This is a genomic window from Succinispira mobilis DSM 6222 (genome assembly GCF_000384135.1).
Taxonomy (GTDB): Bacteria; Bacillota; Negativicutes; order Acidaminococcales; family Succinispiraceae; genus Succinispira; species Succinispira mobilis.
In genome coordinates, this window is record NZ_KB913028.1 from 1,525,100 (window position 1) to 1,542,117 (window position 17,018).

General features: G+C 37.7%; 13 protein-coding genes and 1 pseudogene. 6 read left to right on the plus strand and 8 right to left on the minus strand.

The window, feature by feature from the left end:
* Positions 1 to 75: 75 nt before the first annotated feature.
* Positions 76 to 717, plus strand: a pseudogene (locus tag SUCMO_RS10555) (hypothetical protein); the annotation flags it as partial.
* 291 nt (positions 718 to 1,008) lie between these two features.
* Here SUCMO_RS10555 and SUCMO_RS0107250 read toward each other — a convergent pair.
* Positions 1,009 to 1,362 (minus strand): helix-turn-helix transcriptional regulator, encoded by a 354-nt coding sequence (locus tag SUCMO_RS0107250; RefSeq protein WP_019879978.1) that lies wholly within the window; start codon positions 1,360 to 1,362, stop codon positions 1,009 to 1,011.
* Positions 1,363 to 1,569: 207 nt separating this feature from the next.
* On the opposite strand from SUCMO_RS0107250, the gene SUCMO_RS0107255 reads away from it, so the two are divergent.
* From SUCMO_RS0107255 to SUCMO_RS0107265, 3 genes are all read left to right on the plus strand, one after another.
* A complete protein-coding gene (locus SUCMO_RS0107255; RefSeq protein ID WP_019879979.1) occupies positions 1,570 to 3,831 on the plus strand; it encodes an ATP-binding cassette domain-containing protein in 2,262 nt (753 codons plus the stop codon).
* A 12-nt stretch (positions 3,832 to 3,843) separates the two neighbouring features.
* Positions 3,844 to 4,266 carry a MarR family winged helix-turn-helix transcriptional regulator gene (locus SUCMO_RS0107260; RefSeq protein WP_019879980.1) on the plus strand — a complete coding sequence of 141 codons (423 nt, stop codon included), beginning with the start codon at positions 3,844 to 3,846 and terminating at the stop codon, positions 4,264 to 4,266.
* Positions 4,267 to 4,728: 462 nt separating this feature from the next.
* Positions 4,729 to 5,151: a sigma factor-like helix-turn-helix DNA-binding protein gene (locus SUCMO_RS0107265; RefSeq protein ID WP_019879981.1), complete on the plus strand. Its 423-nt coding sequence runs from the start codon at positions 4,729 to 4,731 to the stop codon at positions 5,149 to 5,151.
* A gap of 103 nt (positions 5,152 to 5,254) precedes the next feature.
* Here the strand turns inward: SUCMO_RS0107265 and SUCMO_RS0107270 are convergent, their stop codons facing one another.
* Genes SUCMO_RS0107270 through SUCMO_RS0107295 form a run of 6 tightly spaced genes read right to left on the minus strand, consistent with a single transcriptional unit; the run spans position 5,255 to position 13,038 of the window.
* Positions 5,255 to 8,413 carry a type I restriction endonuclease subunit R gene (locus SUCMO_RS0107270; protein ID WP_019879982.1) on the minus strand — a complete coding sequence of 1,053 codons (3,159 nt, stop codon included), beginning with the start codon at positions 8,411 to 8,413 and terminating at the stop codon, positions 5,255 to 5,257.
* 1 nt (position 8,414) lies between these two features.
* Entirely contained in the window at positions 8,415 to 9,392 is a 978-nt protein-coding gene (gene kwaB, locus SUCMO_RS0107275) for an anti-phage protein KwaB (RefSeq protein ID WP_019879983.1), read from the minus strand.
* A 3-nt stretch (positions 9,393 to 9,395) separates the two neighbouring features.
* The gene (gene kwaA / locus SUCMO_RS0107280; protein ID WP_019879986.1) at positions 9,396 to 9,980 is read right to left on the minus strand and encodes an anti-phage protein KwaA; all 585 of its coding nucleotides are present in this window, start codon (positions 9,978 to 9,980) and stop codon (positions 9,396 to 9,398) included.
* Between the two features lie 9 nt (positions 9,981 to 9,989).
* Entirely contained in the window at positions 9,990 to 11,189 is a 1,200-nt protein-coding gene (locus SUCMO_RS11020; protein WP_019879987.1) for a restriction endonuclease subunit S, read from the minus strand.
* On the minus strand, positions 11,182 to 12,810 hold the full coding sequence (locus SUCMO_RS0107290; protein ID WP_019879988.1) for a type I restriction-modification system subunit M: 1,629 nt from the start codon (positions 12,808 to 12,810) through the stop codon (positions 11,182 to 11,184). Before SUCMO_RS0107290 ends, SUCMO_RS11020 begins: the two co-directional genes overlap by 8 nt.
* Positions 12,811 to 13,038 carry a helix-turn-helix domain-containing protein gene (locus SUCMO_RS0107295; RefSeq protein WP_019879989.1) on the minus strand — a complete coding sequence of 76 codons (228 nt, stop codon included), beginning with the start codon at positions 13,036 to 13,038 and terminating at the stop codon, positions 12,811 to 12,813.
* Positions 13,039 to 13,833: 795 nt separating this feature from the next.
* Here SUCMO_RS0107295 and SUCMO_RS11445 point away from each other — a divergent pair.
* A complete protein-coding gene (locus tag SUCMO_RS11445) occupies positions 13,834 to 13,992 on the plus strand; it encodes a hypothetical protein (RefSeq protein WP_019879990.1) in 159 nt (52 codons plus the stop codon).
* A gap of 53 nt (positions 13,993 to 14,045) precedes the next feature.
* Positions 14,046 to 15,704 carry a recombinase family protein gene (locus SUCMO_RS0107305; RefSeq protein ID WP_019879991.1) on the plus strand — a complete coding sequence of 553 codons (1,659 nt, stop codon included), beginning with the start codon at positions 14,046 to 14,048 and terminating at the stop codon, positions 15,702 to 15,704.
* Here SUCMO_RS0107305 and rlmD read toward each other — a convergent pair.
* On the minus strand, positions 15,632 to 17,011 hold the full coding sequence (gene rlmD, locus SUCMO_RS0107310) for a 23S rRNA (uracil(1939)-C(5))-methyltransferase RlmD (protein ID WP_019879992.1): 1,380 nt from the start codon (positions 17,009 to 17,011) through the stop codon (positions 15,632 to 15,634). The genes SUCMO_RS0107305 and rlmD overlap by 73 nt on opposite strands.
* Positions 17,012 to 17,018 lie beyond the last annotated feature (7 nt).

The following is a 17,018-nucleotide window of genomic DNA, read 5'->3' on the forward strand; positions in this document are numbered from 1 at the left end:
CCTCCTTGGATAATAAATTTATTTTATCATATTATCCGAACAGGGTGTTACAAATTTAGTATACCACTACAAACCATCAAAGGAATTAAGCCGCTTACCTCCAAAAGAAAACCAACACAAAAACCTGTGCAGCGTGTTAATCTGCTTGTGGATATACAGGCAAAATTACAGGCAGGAAAAGGAGAGAGCTACGAGCGATGGGCAAAGGTTTTTAACCTCAAGCAGATGGCACAGACCATCAACTTTTTATCAGAAAACAATCTCCTTGCTTATGAGGACTTAGAGCAAAAAGCCCAAACCACAACCTTTACATTTAATAAGCTTTCTGCCAAAATCAAAGCTGCTGAGAAGCGTATGGGCGAGATTGCTGTGCTGAAAACCCACATTATTAATTACGCAAAAACTCGTGATACTTATACCGCCTACCGCAAGGCAGGATATTCAAAAATGTTTTATGAGGAACACACTGCCCATTTGCTTTTACACAAGTCGGCAAAGGCAGCTTTTGATGAATTGCAGATGAAAAAACTCCCCACCGTCAAGACCCTCCAAGCGGAATATGCAGAGCTGCTTTCCGCTAAGAAAAAAGCGTATGCCGAGTATGTGACTGTTAAAAAATCCATGCAGGAAATCCAGACCGCAAAGGCGAATGTTGACCGACTTTTAGGATATGATGACCTCTTGAAAGAGAAAGAAAAAAAGCAGGAACAGCGATGAGCTGACCTGTGTTTTTTGAGCCTCCGCAGGAGGCGTAGCCACACAATTTATTGTGTGTTCAAATGGGGATTGGGGATACTCCCCAACAAGCATTTTGCCGAAAATTCCGATAGGAAATTTTGAGCAAAATCGCAAGGTGTGTACCACCTTGCCCTGCTTGCCACTTTACTTCAGCTCAGATATCAATAACAACGAGAAAATAAGTTTTCCTAGTAAGTATAAAAGAAAAACGCTGCAAACCCGTATCGGCTGCAACGTTTCTTATTCCATATTCTGTTGTGCTTGGGACATTCATTCGTCCTCTGTTTCGACTTCCTTAACCTCTTTTGCTGTGGCAGTAACTATCCGCAATCCATTATCGCTTATATCATCAAGCAGGCTTTCAAGCTGTCTGCGCTGCGTAGATTTGTCCGTTTCATTATTTGGAAAAAAGAACTGGTCTACCGACACATCTAAAAGAGTGACAAGTTCATAAAAGATTTGCAGGCTGGGATGCTGTCCACTATTTTCAATGGACGCAATATACCGAGGGGCAATGTGCATTTGGTCTGCTAACTGATTCCTCGATATTCCTTTTGCTTTTCTTGCTGCTTTTATGGCTTGACCGAAAGCCTTAAAATCATATTTGTCGATTTCACGCTTCATTATTATTTCACCCTACTACATCTTACCGTTCACCTTTATGCTTTGGATATGATTACACACATCATATACATGACTTAATTAAATCTAATTATTATGCTTTTCACAAAATTCTATTCTAGTCATTGCAAAGAAATAAAAATGGTGATAAAATATAGTTAACCCACTCATATATTAACTATGTCACATAAATAAAAGCGAGGAAAAAGTATGTCTGATAATTATATTCAGGTATCAGGTGCAAGGGAACGAAATCTAAAAAACATAAATGTTCTGATACCCAAAAAAGAAATTACGGTTTTTACAGGTGTTTCCGGTTCAGGAAAATCATCTTTGGTATTTGATACAATAGCGGCAGAATCGCAAAGACAATTGAATGAAACCTACACCAGTTTTATCCGCCACCGTATGCCACATTACGGAAAACCCGATGTGGACACCATTGAAAATTTGTCCGTAGCCTTTATTATCAATCAAAAACGATTAGGCGGTAATGCTCGTTCAACAGTTGGGACAATTACAGATATTTATTCTGTATTACGTTTATTGTTTTCCAGAATTGGAGAGCCATTTGTAGGTTATTCAGACGTTTTTTCATTCAACAATCCGGCTGGAATGTGTGAATATTGCGAGGGCTTGGGCAAAATTGAAACCATTGATATTGAAAGGCTGTTAGATAAAAATAAATCCTTAAATGAGGGGGCTATCCGTTTTCCAACTTTTGAACCCGGCGGTTGGCGATTAACCCGCTATATTCATTCAGGCTTTTTTGATAATGGCAAAACAATTAAGGACTATTCTGCCGAAGAACTGGAGCTGTTACTTTACGCTGATGGAATTAAGGTTAAAAATCCTACCCCCGAATGGCATAAAACCTCATTGTATGAGGGTTTGCTTCCACGCATTGAGCGGAGTTTTCTTAAAAAAGAAGATGGCGAAAAGGTTAGATATGGAAAAGAAATTGAGCGGTTTGTTGTAAAACAGGATTGTCCCCACTGTCATGGAACACGCTTGAATGATAAGGTACTATCTTGCAAAGTGAACGGAAAAAATATTGCGGAATGCGCAGATATGCAAATAAATGAGCTTTTGGATTTTGTTCAATCTATTCATGCTCCCGTAGCCGCTACAATCGTTTCGGAACTTGTGAATCGGATTCAGCACATGATATCCATTGGGCTAGGCTATTTAAACTTAGGCAGAGAAACCTCTACACTTTCAGGTGGAGAGTCGCAAAGAATTAAAATGGTTAGCCAGCTTGGCAGTAGCTTGACCGACCTTACTTACATTTTTGACGAACCGAGTATAGGGCTTCACCCTCATGACATAAGCAAAATTAATGAGCTTATGAGGTTGTTGCGTGACAAAGGGAACACTGTTCTGATCGTAGAGCATGATCCAGACATGATAAAAATTGCAGACCATATTATTGATATGGGACCAGGTGCGGGAACCCACGGAGGGGAAGTTGTATATCAAGGAAATTTAGATGGGCTGAAAACAGCGGGTACTCTCACGGGAAAATATTTATCCTACTGCCCCAAACTAAAATCTGATATTCGTGCCCCGAAAGGTTGGCTTTCTATTCAAAATGCAACCATGCATAATTTGAAGAACCTTTCGGTTGATATACCAAGCGGAGTAATGACTGTTGTAACCGGAGTTGCCGGTTCAGGAAAAAGTACGCTTATTAATGGGGTATTGCCACGGTTATATCCAGAAACTGTTTTTATTGACCAGAAAGGAATTCAAGCGTCAAAACGTTCCAACATTGCGACCTTTACAGGTATCTTTGACATTATCAGAAAATTATTTGCGAAAAGGAACGGTGTAAGCGCCTCCCTATTCAGTTTCAATTCACAAGGTGCTTGTCCTGCCTGCAAAGGTCTAGGAGTTACTTATACAGATTTGGCGTTTATGGATACAATTGTTACGGTATGTGAGGAATGTCACGGAAACCGTTATACGGACGAAGTGCTTGCCTATCAGCTAAGAGGAAAAAGTATTGCCGATGTTCTTAAAATGACGGTCACAGAAGCCTTAGAATATTTTCAGGAAAAAGAAATCGTAACGGTACTAAAACGGCTTTCAGACGTTGGTATCACTTATGTTTCTTTAGGACAACCATTAAGCACGCTTTCAGGTGGTGAATTACAGCGAATTAAACTTGCTTCCGAACTCGAAAACGGTGGTCAGATTTATGTTTTGGACGAACCGTCAACAGGTTTGCATATGGCTGATATAAAACAGTTGATTAGTGTAATGAATCGCCTTGTAGAACAAAATTCCACTCTTATTGTTATAGAACACAATTTGGATATTATTTGTCAAGCAGATTGGATTATTGACATAGGCCCCTATGCAGGACAGAATGGTGGTAAGATTATGTTTACAGGATTACCAAAAGATTTAATCAACTGTCCAGATTCTTTAACTGGAAAGCACCTGAAAAAGTATATTAATGAAAAATAGGAGGTTGACTTAATGGCTATAAAAGAATTAGAGGAAAGTTATGTTCCCTTTCAATGCATGATTGTATCAGATTCAAATCGGTTCAATGTTGAGGGTGTTTCAACGGCACAATACTATATACTCGATACATTGAATAAGCAAGGGGCGAAAACCACGAAAGAACTTGCTGAAATGAGAGGTATCTCACAATCTGGTATTTCAAAATTAACAAAGCGTTTGCTGGAAAAAAAATATATTATTCAGGAAAGGCAGGCGAATGACCGCCGCTCTTACAATATTGTTCTTACCAAAGATGGAAAAGCTTTTTTAAATCGTGTTGAGGATTTTGGAAATGAAATTATGAACCTAATTGAAGAAGCATTAACAGAGGAAGAAGTACATGCCTTTTCAATGATGTGCAAAAGGATTACGAACTTATACGCAGGAAAGCAATAGGCATACTTAGTAGAATACGAGAATTTATCTGCCCTACGGTAAATAAAAAAAACCGTAGTTATGGCAGATGTTTCGTTGTGCTGTAATTGCATAAAGTGCCAGACGGCGGTTTTGAGATAAAATCAAAGCCGCCGTTTTTCTGAAAAAAATTGAATTGCGGAGGGTGTATTAAAGTCGCCCATTTTTTAGGACACGACGGTATTAGGAGGTATCGTTGTGTCCATTTTTATTTGTCATACACCACCTGATTTTTATTATTCGTTAAAAAAAGTCCAGCTCCACCAACGGGATATTTCGGTCATCAATATGAATACACACATCATCATGTAACTTCTAATAATTCCCTTATGCCCGGTTGCACTATGCAGCTGGGCCTTTTTGCTTTTATAGAGCCTCACTGCCGATCTCCACCACTGTCCTTTCGATTTCAGCAAACTCCAAAAATTGAAAGGATGGAAAAATATGAAAACAATAAATTTAAAAGATTATTACCCCTTCTACACACAAGACACCTTTGTGGACGTTCCTGATGAACTATTAGCTATCTTTGAGGAATCTGCAAAAGCTGAAGCAGCATACGAGAGAAAAAAATTTCGCTATAAAGCTCACTATTCCCTTGACCGTGGCGATGGAATTGAGCATGACATCTTGTTTGTTTCGCTCTCACCCGATGAGATTTACGAACGTAAGCTCACAAGTCAGCAGCTCCATGCTGCCATTGCCTCTCTGCCTGACAAGCAGGCAAAGCGGATCTATGCTCATTATTTTATGGGCATGAGTAAGTCTGCTATTGCCAAAGCTGAAGGAGTGAATAAAAGTCAAATATCACGCTCTATTAAAAAGGCTTTAAGAAGTATAGAAATATATTTAAAAAACGTTTTTTAAAAAATAACTCATAGATTATGAACCAGTAATTTTAAGAGATACATTCAGTGAATAGCAAAAAACTCGACCACACCAAAGTGTAAAACTTTAGTGTGGTCGTTTCCTATTTTGTATTTGTCCAAAAATCCGCAAGATTCTCTGCTTGTTTCATAACATGCTCAATAGCAATTTTTTGCTTATCAGGAGGATAACCGTATTTATTAAGTATTCTTCTCACGATGACCATAAGCCTTGCTCTAACACTTTCTTTTACAGTCCAGTCAATCGTTGCGTTTTTACGCACCTTTTCTGCTAGTTCACGAGCAATCTCTCTCAGTTGTTCATCACCTAAAACTTTTACTGCACTATCGTTTATTTCCAAAGCATCATAAAACGCAAGCTCATCTTCTGTTAACCCAAGCTTGTCTCCTCTTTTATCAGCAGCGTTGATTTCTTTTGCTATACGTATCAATTCATCGATTATCTCCGCTGTCGTTAAAAGGTTATTTTGATATCGTTTTATTGCACCATCTAGCATATCCATTAATGATTTAGATTTCGTAAGATTGTGCCTAGATCGTATTTTGATTTCATCTGAAAGCAATTTTTTTAATAATTCAATGGCTACATTTTTGTATTTCATTCCTTCAATTTCTTTTAGGAATTCATCTGATAAAATTGATAGTTCTGGCTTTTCTATTCCAGCAGCATTAAAAACATCAATAACTTGGTCTGATGCAATAGCAGAATCAACTATGTTTTTAATAACTGTATCATACCCATCGCCACCACGACTACCCGTTGATTCAAATTTCGAAATACGAGCCTTTACAGCTTGGAAAAAAGCTATTTCTTCAGCATTTTCTATTGTCTTAGGGTCTGGTTTCGCAAGGGCATAAGCTTGTCCCAAAAGAGTAACTTCCTTAATATATCTGTTCTTACCGTCATCAAGAGCAAGTATGAAATCTTCCGCTTTAAGTATTAAAGAGAGCTTGTCCTTAACCTGTGCCGAAAAGAAATCGGAATAATCAAATCCACAAAACAGCTGTCGTACTACTTCTAGCTTTTCTATCATAATTGCAACTGCTTTTTCATGAGTTTCGGCAGGCACACCTTTTCCGCCACTTTCTGCATAAAAACCTAATGCTTTTTTAAGGTTTGTGGCTATTCCAATATAATCAACTATTAGTCCACCCGGCTTGTCCTTAAACACACGATTTACACGAGCAATTGCTTGCATTAAACTGTGGTCTTTCATTGGCTTATCAATGTACATAGTATTCATACAAGGTGCATCAAAACCCGTTAACCACATATCACGAACAATTACTATTTTTAGCTCATCATTTTCATCCTTCATGCGGTTTGCCAGTGCTTTTCTTTGTGCTTTTGTTGTATGGTGTTTTTGCAATTTTGCACCGTCTGAGCTTGATGTGGTCATAACTACCTTAATAACACCCTTGTCTAAATCATCGCTATGCCAATCCGTTCGAAGCTTAATAATCTCATCATATAAATCAGCGGCTATACGACGGCTCATTGCAACAACCATAGCTTTTCCTGTAAACACCTTTTGCCTGTCCTCAAAATGTGTCACAATATCATTTGCCAAAATTTTAATACGATCTTTATTACCAACAATAGCCTCAAGTTTTGCCCATTTTAACTTAGCCTCTTTCGCTTCGTCAATTTCATCTGTTTCATCAAGTTCTGCATCGAACTGCTCTATTAGCTTCTTTCCTTCTTCTGTGAGATTTACTTTTGCTAATCTACTTTCATAATAAATGCGAACAGTCACCTTATCTTCAACTGCCTGCGCAATATCATAAATATCGATATAGTTACCGAATACAGCCGGAGTATTTGCATCTTGTTTTTCAACAGGCGTTCCAGTAAAACCAATAAATGTTGCATTAGGCATTGCATCTCGCATATACTTAGCAAATCCATATGCTATGCGTTGGCCTATAATATTTTTGTTTTCATCCTTAACATCTCTCAATTTTGCATTAAATCCATACTGGGTTCTATGTGCTTCATCTGCAATAACAATTATATTATCTCTTGACGAAAGCAGTTCATATACAGATTTATCATTGTCTGGTATAAACTTTTGTATAGTAGTAAATACAATCCCTCCAGACGCTACCTTCAAAAGTTCTTTCAATTCCTCGCAAGAGTCCGCTTGCTTTGGTGGTTGCCTAAGCAGGTCACTGTTATCTGCAAAAGTATCGAAAAGCTGATCGTCAAGGTCATTGCGATCATTAATGACTACGATAGTCGGGTTGTTCAGTATCTGTACCATTTTCCCAGTATAAAACACCATTGAAAGAGATTTTCCAGCGCCTTGCGTATGCCATACGACTCCCGCTTTTTTTGTTCCATCTGCTTGTGCCGCATCAATGGTTCTGGATACAGCCTTATTCACTGCATAATACTGATGATAAGCTGCAATTTTTTTTACTGTTTCAACCTTTGTAACTTTAGTTTCCTTATCTTCTGTCTTGGTCTTTTCATATGTGATAAAATTCTTTATATAATCGAGTAAGGTAACAGGATTGCAAAGCCCATGTATTAATGTCGACAATTCATCATCAAATTTTGATGCTTCCTCTATACCGTCTTTTGTTTTCCATGAACTAAAACGAGAAAAAGAAGCCGTTAATGATCCTGCCTTTGCTTCTAGCCCGTCAGATACAATACATATTTCATTATAAGTAAAAAGACTTGGAATAGTGGCTTTGTATGCTCCTATCTGGTCAAAAGCTTTACGAACCGTTGCATTTTCATCAGCTGGATTTTTTAGTTCAAACAAAACCATTGGAATACCATTTATAAAAATCAATACATCCGGTCTTTTGTTATTGTTATTTTCTATGATGGTAAACTGATTTACTACAAGAAACTCATTATTCTTTATGCCATCCTCCGAAAAGTCACAAACCCGAATGGTATCACCAACAATATCACTTCCACTACGGTATTCCACAGGAACACCATTAACAAGCATACGATGAAAGTTTTCGTTGTCCGTAAGCATATTAGATGACGCTATCCGGGATAATTTTTTAGTTGCATCTCTTATTGCTTCAGAGGGCACAGCAGGATTAAGCATTGCAAGAGCATTGCTCAGTCTATCCATGAGCAGTATATCTGAAAAGCTGTTTCGTTCCGCATTTGGCATTTCAGGTGCAATATCAACACCAGCAAGATATGTATACCCCAGAGAAACAAGTTCTTCTATGGTCATTATTTCTATTTCAGATTCGCAGAGTTTTGGCATTTCACTCACCACCTTGTTCTTCAACTGTTAATGTGTCCTTTGCTAAGCTGTCGTAATAAGCCTGTGTTAATTCAGAACGTAAATAATCATCGTTTAACATCTTCAAAAACTGCTTTTTTGATTCCTTTGTATCAAGATGCAACTTTCTTTCGTCTTGAGTAAGCTTAATCTTATCCTTTAATTTAGGATGATTTTTGACAAAGTTTATGATGGCTGGTGTTGGTATTTTGCCAAGAACAGGTGACCCTTTTGCGGTTTTGGTAAGCTTTCTCGCAAAACTCACTTCATCTACCATATCTCTCAGAACTTCAGCATTATCAACAATGTCTGCCTCTGTGATAGCCTGTACACTTACAGTAGCCTCTCGTTTGATAACATCATGGAAACCTGCATATTTTTCTAATGTGTCAAGTTTTTTAATTACGATTGTCCCATCAACATAAAGCATCTCGAAATTAGTATCAAGCCTAATCATTGGTTTTTCTAATTTAGTAAACCTATGATCTGATTCAAAAATACAAAACTTTTCAGGACTAAAATAACTTGTTGTAAAATGCTTTTTAAAGAGCAACGCTTTGTTCTGATTGGTTCCTACAGCAATCACATATCCGAATAAATCTTTTAAACTATCGTTATTGGACGAAAAAATTTGTTGTTCTCCATCCTGTGCAATTGTATTAAAAAATGCGAATTCATCAGGAATGTCCTCGAGGTCATATTCATATAAGGCATTGTCTCTTTGGTCTGCAACAGATATCTGCAAAAGTTGTAATTCTTCAACTCTAGCATCCTCCGTATTCATTATTGAGGTAGTAAGACTGTTTAGATAACAAGTTTTTAAGTCATCCAGGAATTCATTCTTAATATCAACCATTCTAATACATAATTGGTTTTCAATTTTAAGAATAAAATATGCAACAGCACCAGCTCCGTCTTCATAAAGGCAATTCAATTTTTCTCTTAATTCAGCAATCGTCATATTTTACACCTTCCTGACAAAAAACGCGTTTCTGTCTAGTCTTATATATCGTATTTTTTCATTTTCTTCGATATCACCTTGGGATATCATAATTCCGCATATATCTCCGTTTTCTGTTTTAATATCATTGATTTTGTAACCCAACAATGCTAGTGTGGGATTTGATAAAAACATGTCCGTTTTCACATACATAAAACCTATTGAAATAAGTAGCAATATCAATATCAGTACTTGCCTTTTTGAATCAAAGTTAACAAATACAAGAGGAATGATATAAGTAGATAGAAAAGCTAAATAATCTGCATTCCTATTGCACACCTTAGTTACCTTTACAGGCAACTGAGTAGTACCACTTAGCTCATGCTTAAATTGAAAGTAAAATATTATACACAACACGAGCATTATGATGCAAACAATTGGAATAATATTTCCAGTCAACATATTCAACCAGTCTATCTTTTCAGAGCAAAAACTTTCGCATATTATCTTAAAATCCAACGTGGCTATAGTGATGAAGCAAAACAGTAGCCACAAGGATAAAATATACATTTTTACTTTAAGTCTAACATTGTTTTTTCTATTTTGCATAATAACTCCTTACATTTTTATCCTAACCTCACCGCTGATAAGCTTCGGAAGTAGGGTATCTCTTAATTTTTGTAGAGTGATTATTTCGGCTTGATTTTTATCCACTTTTCCCATAACAGGTGTAAACACATCATTAAATTTATCAAGTAACCTCTCATCTGGAGCAGGTGTTTCAACCTCTGTTATATATTCTGGGCGGATTCTCTGATGACTACCGCTTGTGCCAGATGCACTCATAGCAAATGATTGCACTACATCATAAGATTTCATCAAGCAATACAAGAATAGATAATGTTTCATATCAAACGGATTTAATACTTGAAACTCAGTAGAGCATACGCTGTTAGATGCTACCGTTTCGCCTATTCTCCAAATGCGAGGTTTTATTGGGTTTAGTTTTGAAATTAGAATAGTGTTTGGCTGCACAATATATTTGTTGCTTAAAATTGCTTGCCCCAATTCGATAGCAGGTGTATGCCCATCATCGAAAGACGGTAGACTATAATGATAAAAAGGTTCCAGTGGCTTTTTTGATGGATTTACGCTTACATTATTTAGCTTCGCAAGGTCTGAAACAAAAATATTATCGTTATTGTTGCTCTCTACAAACCACTGTCTAAAATAAGTCTGTGCCAAATCTTCAAGGGTTTTGTTTTGGCGACTTAACAGGTCTATTTTATCGTCAAGAGAGGACAATACTTCTGCTACGGCTTGTTGTTCGGGTAAATCAGGTAAATCTATTACCACTTCTTCTATTTGTGTTGCAGATATATTTGCTTGATTAGCACTGCCGCTAGCTATATTAGCTAATGAAAAAACTGTGTCATCTTGTATCATATGGTAAAACAAAAAATCCTCATCAAGATTTTCACTATCTGTACTGACGATCTTTCCAACTCTTTGGTTTATATACGCTTTATGCTCTAAACTATATCGTGTAACACGACCTACCATTGAAGATGGTTGAGTAATATGTGACCCAGTCATTGCAATAAGTATATCTTTGGTTTTGGCTTCATAATTACTGGCTCTTATAGCAATTTCATTTGTGATATATTGACAACTACTCATATCAATTTTTCCACTAGCAATATTTTTAATTTTTATTACTGGATAATCAGCTGTTTCTTTAAAATCAGCTGATTTAAATGCATATCCACCTAATACTTTTGCATAGTCACCTAGCTTACACTTTTTCCATTCACTCACCGCTTTTCACCTCGACTTTTGAAAGGTTTTCTTTGATACGCTTATCAAGCTCAACTCCTTCAGACATCTGTTTCTCAAGCTCTGCGGTCAGGGTTGCCACACGTTCGTTAAAATCGAATTCTTCCTCATCATCTGCAAGACCTATATACCTTCCCGGTGTTAATACATAGTCTAGTGCTTTTACACCATCTTCACCATTGAGGTCAGCAGATTTACAAAAACCAGGAATATCCCCATAACTACCATCATTCTTTTTCCATTTGTGGTAGGTGTCTGCTATCTGGTGAATATCATTTGTTTCTTCGCTCTCTGCACCACTTGTCAGTTCTCTTGTTTTACGACTAATCAGCTTGCCCATGTTACGAGCATCAATAAACAAAATTTTATTTCTACGTGGGTGGTTAGGGTCATTTTCTTTTTCACGTGACAAAAACCACAGACAAGCAGGTATTTGAGTGTTCAAAAACAATTTTGTGGGTAAGTTTACAATACAATCCACCAAGCCAGCATCGATGAGAGCCTTTCTTATTTTGTCCTCACCGTTTGTTTTACTTGAAAGTGATCCTTTTGCCAAAACAAAGCCCGCTGTTCCTTTTGGTGAAAGGTGATAAAGAAAGTGCTGAATCCATGCATAGTTCGCATTACCTGTCGGAGGTGGATTATCTTTTGCATACTGCCAACGACCATCATTACGAAGCAATTCACCACTCCAATCACTGTCATTAAATGGTGGGTTTGCAATCACAAAATCAGCTTTGAGATCGGGGTGTGCATCATTAAGGAAAGAACCCTCGTTGTTCCACTTTACATTAGAACTATCAATACCACGAAGCGCAAGATTCATTTTACATAGACGCCAAGTGGTTTGGTTGCTTTCTTGTCCGTATACAGACACAACGCTGTCAAACAATTTGTCAATTTCGCTTGTTTTCCCATTATAACGGTCTGCGTGTGCCTCAATAAACTTTTCGCTTTGCACAAACATACCGCCACTACCACAGCAAGGGTCTAAAACTCTACCCTCGTAAGGCTCAAGCATTTCGACAAGCAACCTAACAACGCATTGTGGTGTGTAGAACTGACCACCCTTTTTACCTTCGGCAAGAGCAAACTGTCCGAGAAAATATTCATATACACGTCCCAAAACATCATTGGAACGAGAAATACTGTCGCCCAATGCAATGCCACTTATTTTATCGATTAAACCACCCAGAGATTGCTTATCCAACTTTTCTTTGGCATATTCCTTTGGTAAAACGCCTTTTAGCGAAGGATTATCCTTTTCGATGGCATCCATAGCATCGTCAACATCTTTACCGATAGATGAAAGCTTTGCTCTTCCTTGTAGATAATCCCAACGAGCTTGTGGTGGGACGTAAAACACACCCTCTGCACGGTATTCGTATGGGTCATCGGGGTTAGCGCCCTCGTATTCACCTTCACCAGCTTCAAATTTACTATACAATTCATAAAAATTATCAGATATGTACTTTAAGAATATGAGGCCTAGTACAACATGTTTATATTCAGCTGCATCCATGTTTTTACGCAACGCATCAGCAGCCGACCACAGCACCTGCTCAACAGGTAATTCTTTCTTTTCTTTTTTAGCTTTTGCCATTTATTTATCCTCACTCTCTTCTTTTTCGTCGGGTACTAACTCAATTACATCTGAAATATCAGCCTTTAAAGCAACACAGACTTTTACTAGCACATCCATACTTACATATTCATTTTTAGAGAGCTTAGCAATTGACGATGAACTAATACCTGCAATAGTCTGTAAATCTCTCTTTTTCATATCTCTATCAATTAGTAATTTCCATAATTTTTTATAACTAACTCTCATTTTGCACCTCGCTAAAAGTTTGGTTTATTTACGTTTTACTTACTTAGTTTTGTTCATTTTAGCATAAAATATTTGAGAACACAATGCTTATTCTCCATTATCAAAGACAATCTTTATATTCTAGCTATTTACACATGTATTTTTTTCTACACAGTGAACAAGTTGAAACGGATTGTGTATGAATACAAAAGCATACTTAAAGGGAGCAACTTTTTTCCTATTTTTGTCATGGTTAATGAAGGGAGATATTTTCTTCCATTGTTCCTTGACAACCGAATATACGGTATTTTGAGTACGAAACTTATGTGGCTGAAAAGCAAAGCGACATAATGGGCATCGCCATGATGACTGCTGTAACACACTTGCCAAAACAGGAAACCAAATAATTGATTCAACCCTTTATGAACATAGGTATTACAGCAGTCGAAGCGATAAATGCAGCCATTAGACCGAACGGTGGCACGTTCGCCGCAATAACGCACATAAGGGATAATGATACTTTCTCACGACCTCCCACAGACTTGAGGGGGAGTTCCTGCGGTATGCGTAGCTTTTGGGACAAGCACATACGGTAATTGCAGGGCTATGATGCCGAGCTAACGGCAGCTCAAAATATCCCCTTGCCGGGTTGCGTGGCAAATATGGCAAACAGATAAAACTAACCTCACCGCATTTTTGTTTTTAGCAGATTTGCGGTGTGCTTGGTTTTACGATAAATGATGCAGTGACAAACTTTTCATAAATGGTATATACGCTTATACTTTATGTAAGCAATACACTTGGAGGTGATTGCAAATGGAAAATATCAAAAATGCAGCTGATAATACTACGACTGCTGAACCGTCTAAATCCTATGAGAAAACCAAAGCATATCAGGATTTTATCAATGTACTTTCTCAGATTATAGAAAAACATGGTGCAGAGGTCTTAGATGAAATCAATCGTGTTGTCTAAAAGAGCAGTGTATGGATTGATGTTTTCCAATCATTGATTGGAGGTCAGCTACTATGAATAGGAGCGGAAAAAAATGTGTACTTTACCCTCGTGTAAGTACCGAAATGCAGGTTGATGGGTTCAGCTTGGACGGGCAGAAAAACAGCTTAAAGCGTTTTGCAGACAGAGAAGAAATGGAGATTGTAGACATTTACGAAGATGCTGGTAGATCGGGCAAATCCATAGAAGGCAGACCCGCTTTTAAACAAATGCTGTGTGATATTGAAAATGGTTTAGAAATTGATTACATCTTAGTCTATAAGCTCTCTCGATTTGGAAGAAACGCAGCCGATATTTTAAATTCTTTGGAACACGTTCAATCCTTTGGCGTAAACTTAATTTGCATTGAGGAAGGAATTGATTCTTCTCAAACAAGCGGAAAGCTTTTAATATCAGTGCTGTCTGCTGTTGCTGAAATAGAGCGTGAAAATATCATAGAGCAGACAATGAACGGACGAAAAGAAAAGGCTCGTCAAGGTGGCTGGAACGGCGGATTTGCTCCCTATGGTTACTACCTGAAAGACAAACAGCTCTATATCCAAGAAAATGAAGCAGAAGCGATACGCATTATCTTTGATAAATATGTAAATGGTAATATGGGATTTTATAAAATTGCAAACTATCTAAATTTGCAAGGTATCCCAAAAATCAAACGTGCAAACGGTACTCTTTCACAATGGAGTACGCATTTTGTCAGAATGATAATCGACAATCCTGTGTACACTGGAAAAATTGCTTTCGGCAGACGAACAAGAGAAAAGGTCAAAGGCACTAAAAATGAATACCGCCAAGTACACCAAGATGAATACATTATTGCAGACGGTCAGCATGAGGCTATTATAGATGAGGAACTATGGAATGAAGCACATGAAAAACGAGAATTAACAGGCATTAAATCCCCGTCCAAAATTGGTAGGGACAGAGCACACTTATTAAGCGGTATTTTAAAATGCCCGAAATGCGGTGGCCCGATGTATACCAACAAACACGCTTGGACAAACAAAGACGGTACATATAAAGAAATTTACTATTATGTATGCAGCAAGGCTCGCACCGCACGGGGAAAAAGCTGTGATTATAAAGCCATGCTCAAAAAAACTGATATTGAGCCGCTTGTCATTGAGGCTATCAGAGAGCTAATTAAAAATCAGGATTTTGCGGCAGAAATCAAATCAAGGATAGGCAAGGAAATTGATACTTCCACTTTAAACAGAGAACTCAAGAACTATGAAAATAAACTTAGAGAAGTGGAACTCAATAAAACTCGTCTTGAAAATGAAATTGACAGTCTGCCGGAAGATATCCGTTTTAGAGAACGCAAGCTCCATGATATGACCCTTCGCCTTGATGGACTGTATGATACTATCGTAGAGCTTGAAGAAAAAATTGAAGATGTAAAGCTGCGCCGCAAAGCCGTGGAGCAAGATGCTATCACACTGGAAAACATCTACACCCTGCTGGAAAACTTTGATAAGGTGTATGATAAAATCAGCGAGGAAGAGAAAAAATCTCTGATTTCTTCGTTAATCAAAGAAATAGAGATTTTTCCATGTGACGAGGCTGAATTGCCTTTGAAGTCTATTTTATTCAATTTTCCTGTTTATAAGGACGGTGGAGATGTTTGTGGGTTTTTGTGGGACAAAAGTACGCACGTCTCAACGTGGCTAGTTTGACCAAACATATCTACTGGTTGCACTTTTACTAGTTCATATAGGCCGCTATCTACCAAAATCCGTAAATCTCTCGCTAGTGTTGCTGGATTACAAGATACATATACAACTCGTTTTGGTTTAGAGTTTACAATTGTATCTAACAAAGCTTTATCACAGCCAGCGCGTGGTGGGTCTAATACCACAACATCCAGGCGGGTTTTTTTCGAGATTTTCTCTAGAGCCAGATTAACATCCGCCTTGAAAAATTCTACATTTTCAATTCCATTAGCTTTGGCATTAATTTTAGCATCTTCTACAGCAACATCGACAATTTCAATCCCCCAGACTTTTTTAGCTTGCTTTGCTAAAAACAAACTAATTGTCCCAATCCCGCAATACAAATCCACTACCTGCTCTTCACCGGTTAGTTGTGCATAATCTAATGCTGTTTTATATAGAACTTCAGCTTGCTTAGTATTTACTTGAAAAAATGATTTAGCCGCAATTTGGAAGGTGAATTCACCTATTTTATCGGCAATACTTTCTTTACCATATAATACTTTGGTAATATCACCCAAAATAACGTTCGTGCGACGGGAGTTAATATTTTGCACGACGCTCGTAATATTGGGAATGCTTAGTTTGAGCATTTCAATTAGTTCTTCTTTGTGAGGCATAGATTTTTGAGTACAGACAATCCCGGCCATTACTTCACCGGTTGCACTGCTCACTCGTCCTAGGACATGGCGCACCAAGCCTTTACCTGTTTGTTCATTATATACTGAAATGCGAAATTTTCTAATCCAATCACGCACTACCGTCAAAATTGTATTATTAACTTGGTTTTGAATATGGCACTCGCGCACATCTACTACTTTATGTGAACCAACTTCATAAAAACCTAATTTCAAACCATCTTGGCTGGCTACAGGACATTGCATTTTATTGCGATAATTTAAAGGCTGTTTATCCGCCAAAACTGGGAAAATTTGCACATCACTAAATTTACCAATTCGCTCTAATGCATCCCGCACTTGTTGTTCTTTGACTTTCAATTGCCCAGGATAATCTAGATGTTGCAACTGACAGCCGCCACATTTGTAAAATACTTCACAAACTGGACGTTGGCGATGTGGACTTTTTTGATTAATTTCCAACAATTTCCCAGTTGCATAGCTTTTTTTCACCAATGTTAACCGTGCTTTAATTTTCTCGCCTGGTAAGGCGCGGGCTACAAATACCGCAAAGCCATCGACTTTGCCAACCCCTTCACCCGCACTACCTACACTAGTTATTTCTAAATCTACAATATCGCCTACTTTAAACATTCTCTAA

Excerpts from the sequence above, each read along its gene's own strand:
- SUCMO_RS0107250 (WP_019879978.1), bottom strand. The coding sequence starts at position 1,362 with ATGAAGCGTGAAATCGACAAATATGATTTTAAGGCTTTCGGTCAAGCC.
- SUCMO_RS0107255 (WP_019879979.1), top strand. The coding sequence starts at position 1,570 with ATGTCTGATAATTATATTCAGGTATCAGGTGCAAGGGAACGAAATCTA.
- SUCMO_RS0107260 (WP_019879980.1), top strand. The coding sequence starts at position 3,844 with ATGGCTATAAAAGAATTAGAGGAAAGTTATGTTCCCTTTCAATGCATG.
- SUCMO_RS0107265 (WP_019879981.1), top strand. The coding sequence starts at position 4,729 with ATGAAAACAATAAATTTAAAAGATTATTACCCCTTCTACACACAAGAC.
- SUCMO_RS0107270 (WP_019879982.1), bottom strand. The coding sequence starts at position 8,413 with ATGCCAAAACTCTGCGAATCTGAAATAGAAATAATGACCATAGAAGAA.
- kwaB (WP_019879983.1), bottom strand. The coding sequence starts at position 9,392 with ATGACGATTGCTGAATTAAGAGAAAAATTGAATTGCCTTTATGAAGAC.
- kwaA (WP_019879986.1), bottom strand. The coding sequence starts at position 9,980 with ATGCAAAATAGAAAAAACAATGTTAGACTTAAAGTAAAAATGTATATT.
- SUCMO_RS0107290 (WP_019879988.1), bottom strand. The coding sequence starts at position 12,810 with ATGGCAAAAGCTAAAAAAGAAAAGAAAGAATTACCTGTTGAGCAGGTG.
- SUCMO_RS0107295 (WP_019879989.1), bottom strand. The coding sequence starts at position 13,038 with ATGAGAGTTAGTTATAAAAAATTATGGAAATTACTAATTGATAGAGAT.
- SUCMO_RS11445 (WP_019879990.1), top strand. The coding sequence starts at position 13,834 with ATGGAAAATATCAAAAATGCAGCTGATAATACTACGACTGCTGAACCG.
- SUCMO_RS0107305 (WP_019879991.1), top strand. The coding sequence starts at position 14,046 with ATGAATAGGAGCGGAAAAAAATGTGTACTTTACCCTCGTGTAAGTACC.
- rlmD (WP_019879992.1), bottom strand. The coding sequence starts at position 17,011 with ATGTTTAAAGTAGGCGATATTGTAGATTTAGAAATAACTAGTGTAGGT.